Raw genomic sequence first — 16,751 nt, 5'->3', positions numbered from 1 at the left:
TTGCAATCCCTGAACTTCCCGCGCGATGTGTACTAGGTTCCTTTAAAGGCACTATGAATTGGCTAGCCCAAGAATGACCGTGCCGTTTTGTTTCCTGTGAAGGGTTCATCCTCGAAGGTTACCGAGGCTTACTTCTTCTGCTACCTCTGGTTTACGTTCGGTTGGGGAGCAAGTTTTATGGACGATGCCCATTTTTCGGTAAATACACGACTGACAAGACTTCTGGGTGAAACCTACCGATCGAGCGAGGTGGCTCTGAAGGAACTGGTAGACAACGCATGGGACGCTGATGCCAAGAATGTCTGGATCACGTTGCCCGCGCCTATGTCGTCTGATCCGATTATCGTCCGCGACGACGGTTCTGGAATGACTTCTCTGGAAATGAGGACCGAATACCTAAACATCGCCAGCGACAAGAGAGCACGTACAGGTGAACGCACGCCTCTACTCAAGCGGAAAGTGAAGGGTCGGAAGGGTATCGGTAAGTTCGCGGGCTTGTCGCTGGCAAGCCGGATGGAAGTTTCATCGGTCGCCCGAGGTGTGAAGTCCAGCTTGACGATTGACAAGCTCGTGCTGGCCGAGAACGAAAATGACCTGGAAGCTGTGCCTTTACCATTCATAGAGGAAGATTCATTGGACGCTCATGCAGGCACTACAATCATCCTGTCCGGTCTTGACAACAGATTGAATTTCCCCACCGCCGATCGCTTTCGAGAAGTCCTCGTGCACGAGTACGGCCGGGAGGATGCCTTTAAGGTATTTGTAAATGGCGCGCAATTGTCGGTCGATGACGTTCCGGGCGTATCAAGGGTGGTCGAAAAAGCTCTTACAGAGAATGGCATCGTTCGCTTAAAGTTTACGATTGCAGATGGCAAGAAAGCCCCAAAATCACCGGGTATAGTGCTGAAGATGGACGGGAAAGTCGTCGGGAAGCCGATGATGTTTGGCCTAGACGACGACGAGGAAATACCCTTCAAGCTGTCTAAAAGAGTCTATGGAGAGGTGCAGCTTGAGGGCAACGACCATTTCGTAACCGCCGACTGGGGCGGTGTGATCGAGAACAGCAAGGTGTTCCAAGAACTCCAATCCTATGTGAAATCGATCGTCAAAGAAGGGCTGAAGGAGAGTCATTCTCGCGATATGAGCCTACAGCTAGCTCGATTAAAAAAGCAGTTGGACGCTAGACTGAAAGTCCTCCCAGAATACCGTCGACGTTACGCTGAGGAAGCCCTCCACCGAATCCTGCAGCGGTTCTATAGGGAAAGCGAAGACCGAATTGCGACAATCGCGGAAGTCGCACTCGACGCGATGGAGCATGACGCTTACTGGGCAGTGCTTGAACGGATAAGTGCCACCGATCGCAACGATGTCGGTTCCTTCGCAGCCGCGCTTGAAGATTTTGGTGTGGTAGAGCTCTCTGGAATCGCTTCACAGGCGACGAGACGATTGAGATTTCTTGACTACCTCGAGGAGCTTATCCACAATGAAGCGACCCTCGAAAAGGACGTCCATAAAGCGTTCGAGACGAATTTGTGGCTTCTCGGTCGTCAATACGCCCTGATGTCATCTAACATCACTCTCAAAAGGATTATCGCGGAATATAGTGATAAGAAATTCACGGGCGAGCGAGCTTTGAAACGGCCTGATCTTCTACTGTCGCAGGATCTCGCTGACAGCTACCTGCTTATTGAATTCAAGCGGCCCAATCATCCGATTTCTCGAGAAGACATTGCGCAAGCCGAGCAATATCGTGATGACCTATCGGGGACTATAACCTCAAGCAGCCCGTTGAGGATCTTGATGGTCGGCAAGGGCTCCGCAGCCTCTATTGACAAGAGATACGGGACGGACATGACGACAGTCAGTTCCTACGCAAGCGTAATCTCATCCGCTCGCACGGAACTCGCGTGGCTGGTTTCGTCACTAGCCAACTCGTAATTCGCTTGTTCTCTGAAAACTCGAACAATCAATATCTTAACTTGCCCTAGTGCGGTGGGGCAGGCCAATGACCGACTTTGGCCCGGCCACCTCGGCGTTGTTGGAATCATGTCAGCTACATTCGTCAATCTTATGTCGCAGTTCCGCTGCCGACCCCAAAGTTATCACGTCACATCAAGGTATACCCTACCGATACGTCACATGCCGTGGCCAGCGCCATGTAACATCTGGGTTGACACCGGCTATTTGTGACAGGGTAGCCTTAGGCCTAAACCCTGAGGTGACACATGGCTCGAATAGGTTACGCACGCGTCAGCACGATTGACCAAGACTTGGAAATTCAAACCGCCAAGCTGAAGGCCGAGGGATGCGAGATCATCCGATCGGAAAAGGTGTCGGGCGGCTCTCGCGATGGCCGCAACGAACTGGCGACGGTTATCGAGTTTCTGCGCCCCGGCGATGAATTGGTCGTCGCCCGCCTTGATCGACTCGGACGTGATACCCGAGACGTCCTCAACATCATCCATGATTGCGAGCAGCGCGGCGCATTCGTGACAGTGCTTGATCCTCACGTCACCACCCGCGGCGAGATGGGACAGATGGTCCTCACTGTGCTGGGTATGGTCGCGCAGATGGAGCGCCGATTCATCAAGGAGCGGCAGCGGGAAGGAATTGCCAAAGCCAAGGCACAGGGCGTTTACACGGGCGGCAGGCAAAGAATTGACCGGGAAGCGGTTCGCCGCCTGCATGCTGATGGATTGGGACCTTCGGCAATTTCGGCATCACTCGGATGCTCACGCATGCAGGTCCATCGCATCATATCCCACAACGGCTCCGATCGCGACCCTCCGCCTTAGTTGCGAATCCGCTTTTATAGATAGCGTCGACAATCCATCTGCAAAAAGACGCAGAAACGCTGATAAAACGCCTATCTCAGCAGCTTAGCTATAAAAGCGAAATCTGTTGAAGCGAGTGCGCAACTTATGTGCTTCAAATTTTTCTATGAGCGCGCTCCCAATCAAATATTAGTCATCTCTATCTGCCGCTATGCTGCAGCTCCGAGACTCAGGGTTGTCCTTGGGCGGTAATGAACCTAAAGTTTTCCCAAGAAATGATGGGGGAAAACTCGCGACATGTTGGCCATAAAATCATTTATCGGTTTCATAGCGGTTCTGACATTCGTGCATTGTGGATGCTCGCATGCGTTAGCTACTGACACGAATGCAGATGAACTTCAATTAATTGGCTTAGCGCTGTATTCACCAGCTGGAGAGGCGGTAGATGGATTCAATAGATCCGAGCAGGGAAAGGGTTATGTGCTTTCAGATGTTATCAGCAAGAAGTGTAGTCCGAGAACACTAACTTATGCGGAAGATGGAGGTCCCAGTTCTGGAAAATCAGTTTATATGACCGCGATCTGCAGCAATTCAGGAAATAATACAATTGGTTTAGTGAAGTACTCCCTTGAATTTGACAGGCTGGCTAATGATCTACTTGGCAAAGGATGGGGGTCAATCGACTCTGGGCCGCCTTATTCGCTGCTTTGGCACCCCACAGATATTACTGGATCAATCCTTGACACCTCTCGGCGCCTGCATCTTTTTGGCGAGCTTCGCGAGAATGGCAACCAACCAAATCCGGGCGTTTTCGTTCAGCGATTACTCGAAACAGGTTCAACCGACCACACATTCAGTGTGGAAGGGGTTGGTACTCTTACAGACGAGCACTTAGGGAACATGGGTTCATTAAGTCCAAATGGTATAGCCTACATCTCCCGTCCTGGATTAGTGGACGGTGGTAGTTCCATTTTGCTATTTTCGATATCGCCCGATGGAATTGAGCGAACTGTTGAAATTCAAGTGGGGATCGACGGGGTTGTGCCCGTGGGGGTTACTGTTGGCGAAGATGACCATTTATATGTCTATGGTCATACGAGACAGACGATTGGCCGGCGGCTGTTTATTGCGAGATTGAATGCCAGCGGCGACGGAATAGATGAGACGTTCGGCGCTAAAGGTGTCGTGAGTTTTGATTTTGGGGAGCAGAGCCCAGAGGCTATCAAAGTTAAGTTTGCGAACGGGAAGATTTATTTCCTTGGCCTATTAAGCGTTCAGAACAGATCAAATCCCCATGAAATTCAAACGTTTCCTGCAGTTGCTGTGTTGAAAGCAGACGGCACACTGGACGCGTCGTTCAGCGGAGATGGTCGCCGAATTTTGGAATTCGCATCTCGCAGGAACTCCCCAGCTTATCCGCATTTCAAAGACTTTTCGGTTGCCAAGAATGGGCGTATTTATCTTGTCGGCGCAGCGAAGGATAATGTGGCAATCGTGGCAATAGATCGGTCTGGGGAAATTGAACTCGGCTTTGGTCAAGCGCGTAATAGCGAAGGTGGCCTGTTATTGGATCGGTCCTTTAATCTGCCGGGTTCGAAAGAACTTAAGTCCGCAGCGGGGGTGGCTTCGGATATCGATATCGCTGGCAACTTAATCGTTCTCGTTTCGATCACCGCGTCTCCGAAAATGTCCGCTGACGAATAGGCATCTCGCATAGTGGCGATTGTATCGCCTAAGACCTATCTTGGCATCGAATGTTCGTACTCGTGAATGTGCATCACGGCCGCGCGAGGGGGAATTCCATGATGAAAGCCAATTCGGCCAATGACAAACCCACCAATTCGGCGGAGAAGGAACCACGATGACATGTGAATACCGTGATCCGCGCATTCGAATTGCGTGGAAGACTTGGCTGCATTCCGTATGCATTTTGACCTATGTTCAGTATGTCACTGTCATCCAATTACAAGCATAGCGCTATGGAATATTTCCCAAACCAGATCGATACCAATATATTCTATCGGCTGGCCTCCAGCCGTGAAGAGTTCCCACGCATTGTGAATCCCAGAACAGCAGAGGATGAACTGCTAAGGATACAAGCCGACGCGATCACTAATCATACCAGGATCTATAGAGTAATGCTTGCGCGTGCGAGATCGCGAGGTTCCAACACGTTATTGACAGATGAACACAGAAAGGACTTTGATGAATATATTTCCTACCTTCCCGAATTTGAAAAATTAATATGTGAGGATATTCCATGCCGTTATATATTGACGAACAATTATGAAGCCATGTGCCTCAAGGTCGACAACGGAAAGGTTATAATTGTTTCTGAGGTATTACGATATTTCCTTTACTTCATGAATTTAGGTACAATTTCATTTGATGAAAAAATACCGCAAGGCGTACGAAACTCCGCAATAATGATCGCAATTAGAACACTTCTACTAAGCGAGTCGTTGGATTTCGACCTTGACCCCAGAGGCATTGTGCCTGATTCGATTAACGATCAAATAGAGCGCTTAGTATCTTGGCAGATGAAATTTATAATTGGGCACGAGTATGCCCACCATATTTTGGACCACGACGCCGAGGATACCTTGTACGCGTGTTCCTCAATGCGTTTTTGTGATGGCGATGATCCGGGTGAGTGGACCGGATACCTGCGTCGACACACGCAAGAGTTCGATGCTGACTCCTATTCCATTTCAGCTGTCGAAGAGAACCGCGTTAGAGACAATCTTTTCGTAGGCGGAACAAGTTTTCTATTGGCGTTATACGTTTTCGAAACGGTCGCTGCGGTAATAGACCCATCTTTCCTCGAGATAAATTCCCACCCCAGCACTGTGACCCGATATCGAAAATTGGTCGCCCTTGCCCCCGCGGAGACCAACTCGATCATGAAGGAAGCCGACTCTGTCACCCGCATGTATGACGATATTGCTGACAGTTTAATCGCGCATTTTCGGCGTCATCCCCAAGCTTTCACTCAATATGGTTCCATATATCTGGATGAATGGCGAGGACCGATCTTAAGGGACAGAATCGATTACTAGCTGCTCAAATTTGCCGGGCTGGCAACACAACAAAAGGCGATACATTGCCAATAGAATGTGGGGCAATTTGCGGGTGTATCGTGTCGAGTTGGTATTAAGTTATTGAAAATTTTGCATAAAACAAACACAAATGGCGGAGAGGGGGGGATTCGAACCCCCGATACGGTTGCCCGTATGCCGCATTTCGAGTGCGGTGCATTCGACCACTCTGCCACCTCTCCGCATAACTGGTCGGCGCTTGATTTGCGCGGGGTGTCTCATAGCGATGAAAATTCTGGCTGGCAAGGGCGAAAATCAAATGTTTCAGGGGATGTCGCCTTGACAGATTTTGGCTTCTCACGTATCAGCCACACCGACTGGAAAAGCCCGTAAAAGGCCCACCAATTCTTTGCAAGCGTGCAAAGCTTCACCGGCAGACCGGGTTCGAGACCTCAACCTCTTGAAATCGCTGCTAAACACCGACTGACAAAAAGACGGCCACCCGGGCGATTTCCCGGAGAGAGCCGGAACGAACATGAAAGGATAAAAAATGTTCGCAGTCATCAAAACCGGCGGCAAGCAGTACCGCGTGGCAGCAAACGACGTGCTGACCATCGAAAAGCTTGAAGCAGACGCCGGTGCTACTGTTGAATTCACCGAAGTCCTCGTTGTCGGCGTTGGCGCCGATGCCAAGTTCGGCGCTCCCTTCGTTGCCGGCGCAGCCGTCAAGGCTGAAGTTGTCGAGCACAACCGCGGCAAGAAGGTCATTGCCTTCAAGAAGCGTCGCCGCCAGAACTCTAAGCGTTCGCGCGGCCATCGCCAGCACCACACGGTCGTCCGTATCACGGACATCGTGGCCGGCAAGTAAGACAACGGACAAGGTTTAAAGGAGAACTCCAATGGCACACAAAAAAGCTGGCGGTTCCTCGCGCAACGGTCGCGATTCTGAATCCAAGCGCCTTGGCGTGAAGAAGTTCGGCGGCGAGACCGTCGCAGCAGGCAACATCCTCGTCCGTCAGCGCGGCACGAAGTGGCATCCGGGCGCCAATGTCGGCCTCGGCAAGGACCACACGATTTTCGCGCTTACCGAGGGTAACGTGTCCTTCCGCACGAAGGCCAACGGCCGCGTATACGTGTCCGTAATGCCGAAAACGGCGGAAGCAGCAGAGTAAGCCGGTCGCTCTCTAAACAGCCGGCGTCGCATCGACCCGGCTGACTGCAAGGTTCAGGCCAAGATCAAAAGGGGAGATGGGGCGCCACCCAACTCCCCTTTATCTTTTGCTCCAAGGAGGACTGAACCATGCAGGAAGAATTGTTGAGGGAGGGCCAATCGCGGTCTCCCGAAAGCCGGTTAAGGCCGGACAGGTTAAGAAGCGATTGCCCCGTCTTGTTATCGGAGCGCCTGGTTCTGCGCGCCCCCCACGAAGACGACATTGACGCCCTTGCCCATCTCGCCAACAACGCCGCAGTCGCGACCATGGTGTCGCGCATGCCCCATCCCTACACGGTCAACGATGCCAATGACTTCGTCCGACGTGCGAAGGACAATGGCGTGATTGGCAAATGCGTCTATGCCATTACGAAAGCCGCCAATGGTGAATTCCTCGGCTGCTGCGGCATAGAACCGGACATGGAAGATGCCGGCATCGTCGAGATCGGCTACTGGATCGGCGAGCAGCACTGGAACAGGGGCTATGCCACCGAGGCGGCCCATGCGCTGATCGACATGGCGTTCCGCACCCGCGACATCGACGCCATCGATGCGCGCTGCCGGGTCGTCAACGTCGCCTCGCGCCGGGTCATTCAGAAGTGCGGCTTCCAGTTCCAGGGCTCCGGCATGATCCCGTGCCTGGCCGTCGGCGGCATGATGCCGGTCGAATGGTTCCGGCTCGACCGCAAGACCTGGCTGTCCTTGAAGAGCTGGAGGGACGGACGATGAACGCGATCGCAAGAGAACTGCACATCGCCCGCATCTCGTTTGCCCGCCAGCCCGAGATCCGCACGCAGAGCCTGATCCTGCGACCGGTGACGGCGGCGGACGTCGAGGCGATCGCCCTCGGCCTCAACGACCATCAGGTGGCGAAGATGCTGCCGCCCGTTCCGCAACCCTACTACCGCGAGGATGCGGAGGAATGGCTGGGTCGCTGGCAAACGGGTGAAGCGGAAGGCTGGTGCTTTGCCATCACCCGTGACGGCGGACCCTTGATCGGGGTGATCTCGATCGAGAACCGCGAGGGCGAATGGCATCTCGGCTACTGGCTGGCGAGGCCCCACTGGGGCCAGGGACTGATGAGCGAGGCGGCAAGCGCCGTCGGGGAACGCTTCTTCGGCGCGATGCTGGCGGAAACGCTGCATTCTGGCGCGGTTGCCGACAACGCGGCGTCGCTGGCCATACAGGAGAAGATCGGCTTCGCAGTCACCGGCTGCAGGCAGGTCTGGTGCGCTTCGCGCAGCGAAACGGTGACCGTGATCACCACGGAGCTGACCTTCGGCAGCTACATGCCGCTTTGATATCCCGATCGGGCGCCGCTGACCCCAGTGGCGCCCGGTCGTCATGTCCCGGACGGGCCTTGCGGCCCTTCCTGTGACAATTATCTTTGACCTTGAAACCGTGCGTCTATATCGGTAGCCGCAAAAATAAGGGCCTCGGCCAGCGAAAGAACGGCATTGCCATGAAATTTCTCGATGAAGCGAAAGTCTATATCAAGTCCGGGGATGGCGGAGCCGGCTCCGTTTCCTTCCGGCGCGAAAAATTCATCGAGTTCGGCGGCCCGGACGGCGGCGACGGCGGCCGCGGCGGCGATGTCTGGGTCGAAGCGGTCAACGGCCTCAACACGCTGATCGACTTTCGCTACCAACAGCATTTCAAGGCGCAGATCGGCATGCACGGCATGGGCCGCAACCGCACAGGCGCCAATGGCGAGTCGATCACGCTCAAGGTGCCCGTCGGTACTCAGATCCTGGAAGAAGACGGCGAAACGCTGATCATCGACATCACCGAGGAAGGCCAGCGCTACCGGTTGGCTGCCGGTGGCAATGGCGGCTTCGGCAATGCCTACTTCAAGTCCTCGGTCAATCAGGCGCCCGACTGGGCCAATCCCGGGCTTCCCGGCGTCGAAAAGACGATCTGGCTCCGCCTCAAGCTGATCGCCGACGCCGGACTGGTCGGCCTGCCGAATGCCGGAAAGTCGACATTCCTTGCGTCCGTCACCCGCGCCCGGCCGAAGATCGCCAATTACCCCTTCACCACCCTGCATCCCAATCTCGGCGTCGCCACCATCGACGACCGCGAATTCGTGCTAGCCGACATTCCGGGCCTCATCGAGGGCGCGCATGAAGGCGTCGGCATCGGTGATCGCTTCCTGGGGCATGTGGAACGCACGCGCGTGCTCCTGCACCTGGTGTCGGCCATGGAAGAGGACGTCGCCAAGGCCTACAAGACGGTCAAGCACGAGCTGGAGGCCTATGGCCACGGCCTGGACAACAAGTCGGAAATCGTCGCGCTGTCGCAGATCGATATTCTCGACAAGGATACGCTGAAGCAGAAGACCAAGGCGCTCGCCAAGGCTTCCGGCAAGACCCCCTTCCAGCTCTCCGCCGTCACTGGGCAGGGCATGACGGAAACCTTGCGGGCGGTGCGCGACGTGATCGTCTCGAGCGGGGCCGAAGAGGACCTCGCCATCCCGCGCCAAAAGCGCGACAAGGGCCGCCATGCCGATATCGAGACGCGGGACGAGGAATAGCATGCAATCGCGCCAGCCGCTTTCCGCCTACAAGCGCATCGTCGTCAAGATCGGCTCCGCCCTACTTGTCGACCGTAAGTCTGGGCTTAAGAAAGCTTGGCTCGACAGCGTCTGCACAGATATTGCCGCACTGAAGGCTGCGGGAACCGACGTGCTTGTCGTCTCGTCTGGCGCCATCGCACTGGGACGGTCGGTGCTGCAGCTCCCCTCCGGCACGCTGAAGCTGGAGGAAAGCCAGGCGGCCGCCGCCGTCGGTCAGATCGCGCTCGCCCGCGCCTGGTCGGAAGCGCTGTCGCGCGACGAGATCATCGCCGGCCAGATCCTGCTGACGCTTGGCGATACCGAGGAGCGCCGCCGCTATCTCAACGGCCGCGCGACGATCAGTCAGCTGATGAAATTCGGCGCCGTGCCGATCATCAACGAGAACGACACGGTCGCCACCACCGAGATCCGCTACGGCGACAATGATCGTCTCGCCGCCCGCGTCGCCACCATGACCGGCGCCGATCTTCTCGTTCTCCTGTCCGATATCGACGGGCTGTACACCGCCCCGCCGCATCTCGATCCGGACGCGAAATTCCTTGAGGCGATTGCCGAAATTACGCCCGAAATCGAGGCCATGGCCGGCGGCGCGGCGTCGGAACTGTCGCGTGGCGGCATGCGCACCAAGATCGATGCCGGCAAGATCGCCACGTCCGCGGGCTGTGCCATGATCATCGCCTCCGGCAAGATGGACCATCCGCTCTCGGCAATCGACAAGGGCGCCAGGTCGTCGTGGTTTGCGCCGTCCGGCACGCCGGTGACCGCCCGCAAGACATGGATTGCGGGCAAGCTGCAGCCGGCCGGCGAAATGCATGTCGATGCCGGCGCCGAAAGAGCGCTTTCCGCCGGCAAGAGCCTGCTGCCCGCCGGCGTCACGCTGGTGAGCGGCCAGTTTGAGCGTGGCGACACGATTGCGATTTTCGGCCCCTCGGGTCGAGAGATCGCCCGCGGACTTGCCGGCTATGATGCCAGCGAAGCGCGCCAGATCACCGGCCGCAAGTCCAATGAAATTGAAGCGATACTCGGATATGCCGGCCGCTCGGCCATGGTGCACCGGGACGATCTTGTGATGACGGCGGCTGCGTCGACGCGCAAGAGCGACAGGGAGAAGGACGCAAGCCATGTCTGACGGCATGATCAGCATCGATGCACTGATGAGCGAGATCGGCCGCAATGCCAAGGCGGCATCGCGCAAGGTCGCCATCGCCTCGACGGAGCGGAAGAACCAAGCGCTTTTCGCCATGGCCGATGCGCTGGTTGCCGCGAGCAAGGATATTCTCGCCGCCAATGCGGTCGATCTGGAGAATGCCCTGAAGAACGATCTCTCCGATTCGTTCGTCGACCGCCTGACACTGACGGAAGCGCGCGTCACCGCCATGGCGGAAGGCATCCGCGAGATTGCGGCGCTGAAGGATCCGGTGGGAGAGGTCATCGCCGCCTGGGACCGGCCGAACGGGCTGAAGATCGAGCGGGTCCGCACCCCGCTCGGCGTGATCGGCGTGATCTATGAAAGCCGCCCGAATGTAACGGCCGATGCCGGCGCGCTCTGCCTGAAGGCAGGCAACGCGGTGATCCTGCGCGGTGGATCGGATGGACTGCGGTCGTCGCGGGCGATCCACGCCTGCCTGGTCGCAGGTCTGAAGGCGGCAGGTTTGCCGGAACACACCATCCAGCTTGTGCCGGTCAATGATCGGGCCGCCGTCGGCGCCATGTTGACCGGTCTCGACGGTGCCATCGACGTCATCGTTCCGCGCGGCGGCAAAAGCCTTGTCGCCCGCGTCCAGAACGAAGCCCGCGTGCCCGTCTTCGCCCACCTGGAAGGCATCTGCCATATCTATGTCGACGCCTCGGCGGATCTGGAGATGGCGAAGAAGATCGTCGTCAACGCCAAGATGCGGCGGACGGGCGTTTGCGGTTCCGCAGAAACGCTTCTGGTCGACGGCGCCGCCATCGGCACGCATCTGATGCCGCTTCTGGAAGCATTGACGGAGGCCGGTTGCGAGATTCGCGCCTCCGCCACCGTGCTCAAGGTCTTTCCGGCCTTCAAGCCGGCGACGGAAGAGGATTGGTCGACCGAATATCTCGACGCGATCATTTCGGTCGCCGTCGTCGACGGTGTGTCCGGCGCGATCAATCACATCAACAGGTATTCGTCGCACCACACCGAAGCGATCATTGCCGAGGATCAGGCCGCCGTGGAACGCTTCTTCAACGAGATCGATTCGGCGATCCTGCTGCACAACGCCTCCACGCAATTCGCCGATGGCGGCGAATTCGGCATGGGTGCGGAAATCGGCATCGCCACGGGCAAGATGCACGCCCGCGGCCCCGTCGGGGTCGAACAGCTGACCTCGTTCAAGTATCGTGTCCGCGGCAGCGGCCAGACGCGGCCGTAAGCCGATCGCAACCGAAGGGAAACTGCCGACGTGGGGACGGAAGCGATAGAACGACGGCACCTGATCATGCCGCACGTGGAACCGCGCATGGCGGTCGGCCTGTTCGGCGGCTCGTTCAATCCGCCGCACGAGGGGCATCTGCTGGTTGCCGAGATCGCGCTGCGCCGTCTTCGCCTCGATCAGGTCTGGTGGCTGGTGACGCCGGGAAATCCGCTGAAGAACCATTCCGGCCTTGCGCCGCTGGCCGAACGACTGGAGCAGAGCGAGAAGCTCGCGCACGACCCGCGGATCAAGGTAACGGCCTTCGAGAAGTCGCTCGGCCAGAGCTATACGGCGAAGACGCTCGCTTTCGTCAAGGCGCGCAACCCCGACGTCCGCTTTGTCTGGATCATGGGGGCGGACAATCTGAAGTCCTTCGATCGCTGGCAGCATTGGCAAGGCATCGCCGAAACCTTTCCCATCGCCGTCATCGACCGGCCGGGTTCGACCCTCTCCTACCTGTCTTCCAAGATGGCCAAGACCTTTGCCCGCGCCAGGATCGACGAGGAGGATGCCGGAACGCTGTCAGCCCGCAAGGCGCCGGCATGGACCTTCATTCACGGCCCCCGCTCTGCGCTGAGCTCGACGGCGATCCGCAATGCCGGCTGACGAGGAGTGCGCCGGAGGCTTTCAGGCAGCACAAGAACCGGGCAAACGGGCAACACTGCTTTACAAGACATTAACCGCTGAACCGCAGGCGTCTTGAAACATTAACCATTCAATGCCTATCTTATTAATGGTTCGGCAAAACTTCGCGCCGAGTCGAAGTGCTGTTTTTGATCGAAAGGAACAACCCTGACAACAGTACACGCAAAGGGAAGGACGCCAGTCCATCTCCCGCAGAGCCAGGAACGTGGCGCCGATGCCGCGGCCCGTGCTCTTGAAACTGTCCTCGCCAGCCTCGAGGACTCCAAAGCAGAAGATATCGTCACCATCGACATTGCTGGAAAATCCGCGCTGGGCGACTACATGGTCGTCGTCTCCGGGCGATCCAACCGGCATGTCACCGCGATCGCCGACCGCCTGATTTCCGATCTCAAGGATGACGGCTTTTCCGGCGCCCGCGTCGAAGGTCTGGAAACAGGAGACTGGGTCCTGATCGACACCGGTGACGTCATCATTCACGTGTTCCGCCCGGAAGTCCGCGAGTTCTACAACATCGAGAAGATGTGGGCCGCGCCCGATATTCAGGACGAAACACTGCATTGATGCAGCACTCAGGCATGATCTGATCGCCTGAGTTGAAAATTGTGGCAACGCATGCCGGACGGCCCATAAAGGCCGGCAGGGATGCTCGCCGCAAAAAATGGCGGGAGAAGCATGCGAATTGGCCTTTTTGCGGTAGGGCGGCTGAAAGCCGGGCCCGAGAAGGATTTGTCGGCGCGCTATCTCGACCGCTTTTCCAAGGCCGGCCCCGCGATCGGGCTGGAGTTTACCCGCGTGACGGAAGTCCAGGAAAGCCGATCCTCCGATGCCGCGACCCGCAAACGCGAGGAAGCCGCAATGCTGGAAAAGGCGTTGCCGGCAGGCTCGGCGCTCATTCTCCTCGACGAGCGCGGCAAGACGATCGGCAGCGAAGAATTCGCGAAACTCCTCGAAACACTGAAGGACAACGGCCGCCGCGACCTGATGGTCGCCATTGGCGGTGCCGACGGCCTCGATCCCGATCTGCACCAGAAGGCGGATTACGTCCTCAACCTCGGCCGCATGACATGGCCGCACCAGCTCGTGCGGATCCTGATTGCTGAACAGCTATACCGCGCGGTCACCATTCTTTCCGGACACCCCTATCATCGGGCCTGATCGCCGCACCCGCCCGGCACTCCCGTTTCGCACTTTTTTCCGCTAAGGAGTGAACCGGCCCGCCTCGGGCCATAGTTTCGCGCAATCTTGCCGGCTTACGCTGGGAGGGAATGAAGATCGCCGCCAACAAGAGACATGCCTGGCTTCTGGCGCCGCCACTGCTGGCAGGCGGCCTGTTGCTGTTCGTCTTTTTCGGCGTGCCGGGCTTTGCCGATCCGGTCTACTCCCAGGAGCCGCCCACCGACTCCATTCCCGCCGCCGCCGGCGCCAGCGCCGATGCCGCTGCTCCCGAAGATCCCGCCAAGGCTCTGGAAGAGAAGCGGGAACAGACACGCGCGGAGATGCAGAAGCTTGCCGACAGCATGAAGCTCTCCGACCAGCGCGCCAAGGAGCTCGCAAACAGCATCGCGGAGCTGGAGAAGACCAGCGCCTCCATCAAGCAGGCCCTTATCGAATCCGCCGAAAAACGCCGGCAACTCGAAGACAAGGTCATCGACAGCGAAAAGAAGCTGTCAGCGCTCGGGCTGGAGCAGGACAAGATCCGCGCGTCGCTGCACGAGCGCCGAGGCGTTCTGGCCGAAGTTCTCGCCGCATTGCAGCGCATGGGACGCAACCCGCCGCCGGCATTGCTCGTCAGCCCCGAGGATGCGCTTGCGTCGGTGCGCAGCGCAATTCTGCTCGGTGCCGTCGTTCCCGGCATCCGCCAGGAGACCGACAAGCTCATCACGGCGCTCAAGCAGCTGACCTCCGTCGAAACCGCCATGCGCAACGAGAAGGCCAATTACGCCTCCATCATCCAGCAGAACCTGGAAGAGGAGAAGCGCATGGACCTGCTTCTGGCCGAAAACGATCGCGTCAACAACGAAAACACCGCCAAGCTGGAAGCGGAACGCAGGAAGTCCGAGGAACTCGCCGCCAAGGCGACCAACCTGCAGGACCTGATCGCTTCGCTGGAAAATGAAATCGGGACGCTGCGCGATGCGAAGGAAGCGGCACGGGCGGCCGAGATCGAACGATTGAAGAAGGGCCAGGGCAAGACGGATGATGGGAAGGGTCTCGCCGACGATGGCCTGCCCGATAAAAACCGCATTGCGCCCGCATATGCGTTTGAAGACTTGAAGAATAAACTGCAGTTCCCGGTCGCCGGCGATGTCGTGCGCAAATACGGGGATTCGGACGGGACGGGCCATCCTGCAAGGGGCACGACGATCGCGACGAATGCGGGGATGCTCGTGATAGCCCCCGCGGACGCTCAGGTGGTCTATGCCGGCAAGTTCCGCAGCTACGGACAGATGATCATTCTCGACATGGGCGACGGCTACCATATGATCCTATCGGGCATGGACTCGCTGAAAACCAGTCAGGGCAAGTTTGTCTTCGCGGGAGAGCCTCTGGCGGTGATGGGCGCGACACGAGTTGCAAGTGCCGCCGCATTGGCGCTGGAAACAAGTCAGCCAACACTTTACATTGAATTCAGACATGACGGGGAGCCGGTTGATTCTGCCCCCTGGTGGACCGGGAAAAGCACTGGAAAGGCACGCAATGATACGTAAGGTCTCTCTCGTTGTCGCAGGGGCTCTCATGGGAGCAACGGCGATGGGTGTTCTCTATTCAGCCGGCATCCCCGCCCAGGCAGCAGGGATCTCGACCTATAAGGAGCTTGCCATCTTCGGCGACGTCTTCGAGCGGGTTCGCGCGCAATACGTGACGCCGCCGGACGAACAGAAGCTGATCGAAGCCGCCATTTCCGGCATGCTGTCCTCGCTGGATCCGCATTCCAGCTACATGAATGCCCAGGACGCTGCCGACATGCAGACGCAGACGCGCGGTGAATTTGGCGGCCTCGGCATCGAAGTCACGATGGACAACGATCTCGTCAAGGTCATCACCCCGATCGACGACACGCCGGCCGCCAAGGCGGGCGTTCTTTCCGGCGACCTCATCTCCGCCATCGACGGCGCCGACGTGCGCGGCCTGACGCTGGAACAGGCGGTCGACAAGATGCGCGGCGAGGTCGGTTCGCCGATCAAGCTCACCATCCTGCGCAAGGGCGCCGACAAGCCGATCGATATCGAGGTCAAGCGCGCCATCATCGCCGTTCAGGCGGTCAAGTGGCGGGTCGAGAAGGCGGATGACGGCGATGTCGGCTACATGCGCATCATTTCCTTCACCGAGAAGACATTCCCGGATCTCGAAAAGGCCTTCGACAAGATCAAGGAACAGGTGCCGGAAGACAAGCTGAAGGGCTATGTCCTCGATCTGCGGCTCAATCCGGGCGGCCTCCTCGACCAGGCGATCAACGTGTCCGACGCCTTCCTGGAGCGCGGCGAGATCGTTTCGACCCGCGGACGCAATCCGGAGGAAACCCGCCGCTTCAACGCCGGCCCGGGTGATCTCGCCGATCACAAGCCGGTTATCGTACTCGTCAACGGCGGTTCGGCTTCCGCTTCGGAAATCGTTGCCGGCGCCCTGCAGGATCTGCATCGCGCCACCGTTGTCGGCACCCGGTCCTTCGGCAAGGGCTCCGTTCAGACCATCATACCGCTCGGCGATGCCGGTGCGCTTCGCCTGACCACCGCGCTCTACTACACGCCGTCCGGCAAATCGATCCAGGGTACCGGCATCACGCCGGACATCACGGTCGAACAGCCGCTGCCAGACGACCTGAAGGGCAAGCTTCGCACCGAGGGCGAATCCAGCCTGCGCGGCCACATCCAGGGCCAGAGCGAGACCGATGCCGGTTCGGGTTCGATCGCCTACGTTCCGCCGGATGAAAAGGACGACATCCAGCTGAACTACGCACTGGACCTGTTGCGCGGCAAGAAGACGGACCCGGCCTTCCCGGCCAATCCGGAAAAGGCCGAGCTTCTGAAAAAGTAATGCGAAGGGCGCGGTTCTCATCCGGGAACCGCGCCC

16 protein-coding genes and 1 tRNA gene are annotated in these 16,751 nt (G+C 57.9%); 16 read left to right on the top strand and 1 reads right to left on the bottom strand.

All coding sequences use genetic code 11. The annotated features are described in order from the left end of the window. Positions 1–177 precede the first annotated feature (177 nt). The 4 genes from NN662_RS00585 (at position 178) to NN662_RS00570 (ending at position 5,833) form a co-directional block, all read left to right on the top strand. Positions 178–1,938, top strand: a complete 1,761-nt coding sequence (locus tag NN662_RS00585) for an ATP-binding protein (protein WP_261928375.1) — start codon at positions 178–180, stop codon at positions 1,936–1,938. Between the two features lie 287 nt (positions 1,939–2,225). Then, positions 2,226–2,795 carry a recombinase family protein gene (locus NN662_RS00580; protein WP_261928374.1) on the top strand — a complete coding sequence of 190 codons (570 nt, stop codon included), beginning with the start codon at positions 2,226–2,228 and terminating at the stop codon, positions 2,793–2,795. 276 nt (positions 2,796–3,071) lie between these two features. Next, positions 3,072–4,478 (top strand): hypothetical protein, encoded by a 1,407-nt coding sequence (locus NN662_RS00575; protein ID WP_261928373.1) that lies wholly within the window; start codon positions 3,072–3,074, stop codon positions 4,476–4,478. Positions 4,479–4,753: 275 nt separating this feature from the next. After that, positions 4,754–5,833: a hypothetical protein gene (locus NN662_RS00570; RefSeq protein WP_261928372.1), complete on the top strand. Its 1,080-nt coding sequence runs from the start codon at positions 4,754–4,756 to the stop codon at positions 5,831–5,833. A 131-nt stretch (positions 5,834–5,964) separates the two neighbouring features. On the opposite strand, the gene NN662_RS00565 is transcribed toward NN662_RS00570, so the two are convergent. Continuing rightward, a tRNA-Ser gene (locus NN662_RS00565) sits at positions 5,965–6,054 on the bottom strand. A 308-nt stretch (positions 6,055–6,362) separates the two neighbouring features. Between NN662_RS00565 and rplU the strand changes: the two genes are divergently transcribed. The 12 genes from rplU (at position 6,363) to NN662_RS00505 (ending at position 16,715) form a co-directional block, all read left to right on the top strand. Beyond that, the gene (gene rplU, locus NN662_RS00560) at positions 6,363–6,680 is read left to right on the top strand and encodes a 50S ribosomal protein L21 (RefSeq protein WP_261928371.1); all 318 of its coding nucleotides are present in this window, start codon (positions 6,363–6,365) and stop codon (positions 6,678–6,680) included. A 31-nt stretch (positions 6,681–6,711) separates the two neighbouring features. Further along, the gene (gene rpmA, locus NN662_RS00555; RefSeq protein WP_261928370.1) at positions 6,712–6,984 is read left to right on the top strand and encodes a 50S ribosomal protein L27; all 273 of its coding nucleotides are present in this window, start codon (positions 6,712–6,714) and stop codon (positions 6,982–6,984) included. 128 nt (positions 6,985–7,112) lie between these two features. Continuing rightward, entirely contained in the window at positions 7,113–7,751 is a 639-nt protein-coding gene (locus tag NN662_RS00550) for a GNAT family N-acetyltransferase (protein WP_261928369.1), read from the top strand. Further along, on the top strand, positions 7,748–8,323 hold the full coding sequence (locus tag NN662_RS00545; RefSeq protein ID WP_261928368.1) for a GNAT family N-acetyltransferase: 576 nt from the start codon (positions 7,748–7,750) through the stop codon (positions 8,321–8,323). Before NN662_RS00550 ends, NN662_RS00545 begins: the two co-directional genes overlap by 4 nt. A 161-nt stretch (positions 8,324–8,484) precedes the next feature. Next, entirely contained in the window at positions 8,485–9,555 is a 1,071-nt protein-coding gene (gene obgE, locus NN662_RS00540; RefSeq protein ID WP_315972573.1) for a GTPase ObgE, read from the top strand. Position 9,556: 1 nt separating this feature from the next. Then, positions 9,557–10,726: a glutamate 5-kinase gene (proB, locus tag NN662_RS00535; protein WP_261928367.1), complete on the top strand. Its 1,170-nt coding sequence runs from the start codon at positions 9,557–9,559 to the stop codon at positions 10,724–10,726. Continuing rightward, positions 10,719–11,993: a glutamate-5-semialdehyde dehydrogenase gene (locus NN662_RS00530; protein WP_261928366.1), complete on the top strand. Its 1,275-nt coding sequence runs from the start codon at positions 10,719–10,721 to the stop codon at positions 11,991–11,993. Before proB ends, NN662_RS00530 begins: the two co-directional genes overlap by 8 nt. Before the next feature lie 66 nt (positions 11,994–12,059). Further along, positions 12,060–12,641 (top strand): nicotinate-nucleotide adenylyltransferase, encoded by a 582-nt coding sequence (locus NN662_RS00525; RefSeq protein ID WP_261928365.1) that lies wholly within the window; start codon positions 12,060–12,062, stop codon positions 12,639–12,641. Between the two features lie 186 nt (positions 12,642–12,827). Continuing rightward, positions 12,828–13,241, top strand: coding sequence for a ribosome silencing factor (rsfS, locus tag NN662_RS00520; RefSeq protein ID WP_261931825.1), 414 nt, complete (start codon positions 12,828–12,830; stop codon positions 13,239–13,241). Positions 13,242–13,352: 111 nt separating this feature from the next. Continuing rightward, complete coding sequence (gene rlmH, locus NN662_RS00515; RefSeq protein WP_261928364.1) at positions 13,353–13,835, top strand: 23S rRNA (pseudouridine(1915)-N(3))-methyltransferase RlmH; 483 nt, start codon at positions 13,353–13,355, stop codon at positions 13,833–13,835. Between the two features lie 110 nt (positions 13,836–13,945). After that, entirely contained in the window at positions 13,946–15,388 is a 1,443-nt protein-coding gene (locus NN662_RS00510) for a murein hydrolase activator EnvC family protein (protein ID WP_261928363.1), read from the top strand. Continuing rightward, complete coding sequence (locus tag NN662_RS00505; protein ID WP_261928362.1) at positions 15,378–16,715, top strand: S41 family peptidase; 1,338 nt, start codon at positions 15,378–15,380, stop codon at positions 16,713–16,715. The genes NN662_RS00510 and NN662_RS00505 overlap by 11 nt, the downstream gene beginning before the upstream one ends. The last annotated feature ends 36 nt before the right edge of the window (positions 16,716–16,751 follow it).

The organism is Rhizobium sp. NRK18, from assembly GCF_024385575.1.
Classification (GTDB): domain Bacteria; phylum Pseudomonadota; class Alphaproteobacteria; order Rhizobiales; family Rhizobiaceae; genus JANFMV01.
The sequence above is the reverse complement of the archived record's forward strand: the minus strand, read 5'-3'. Positions and strand labels throughout refer to the sequence as shown.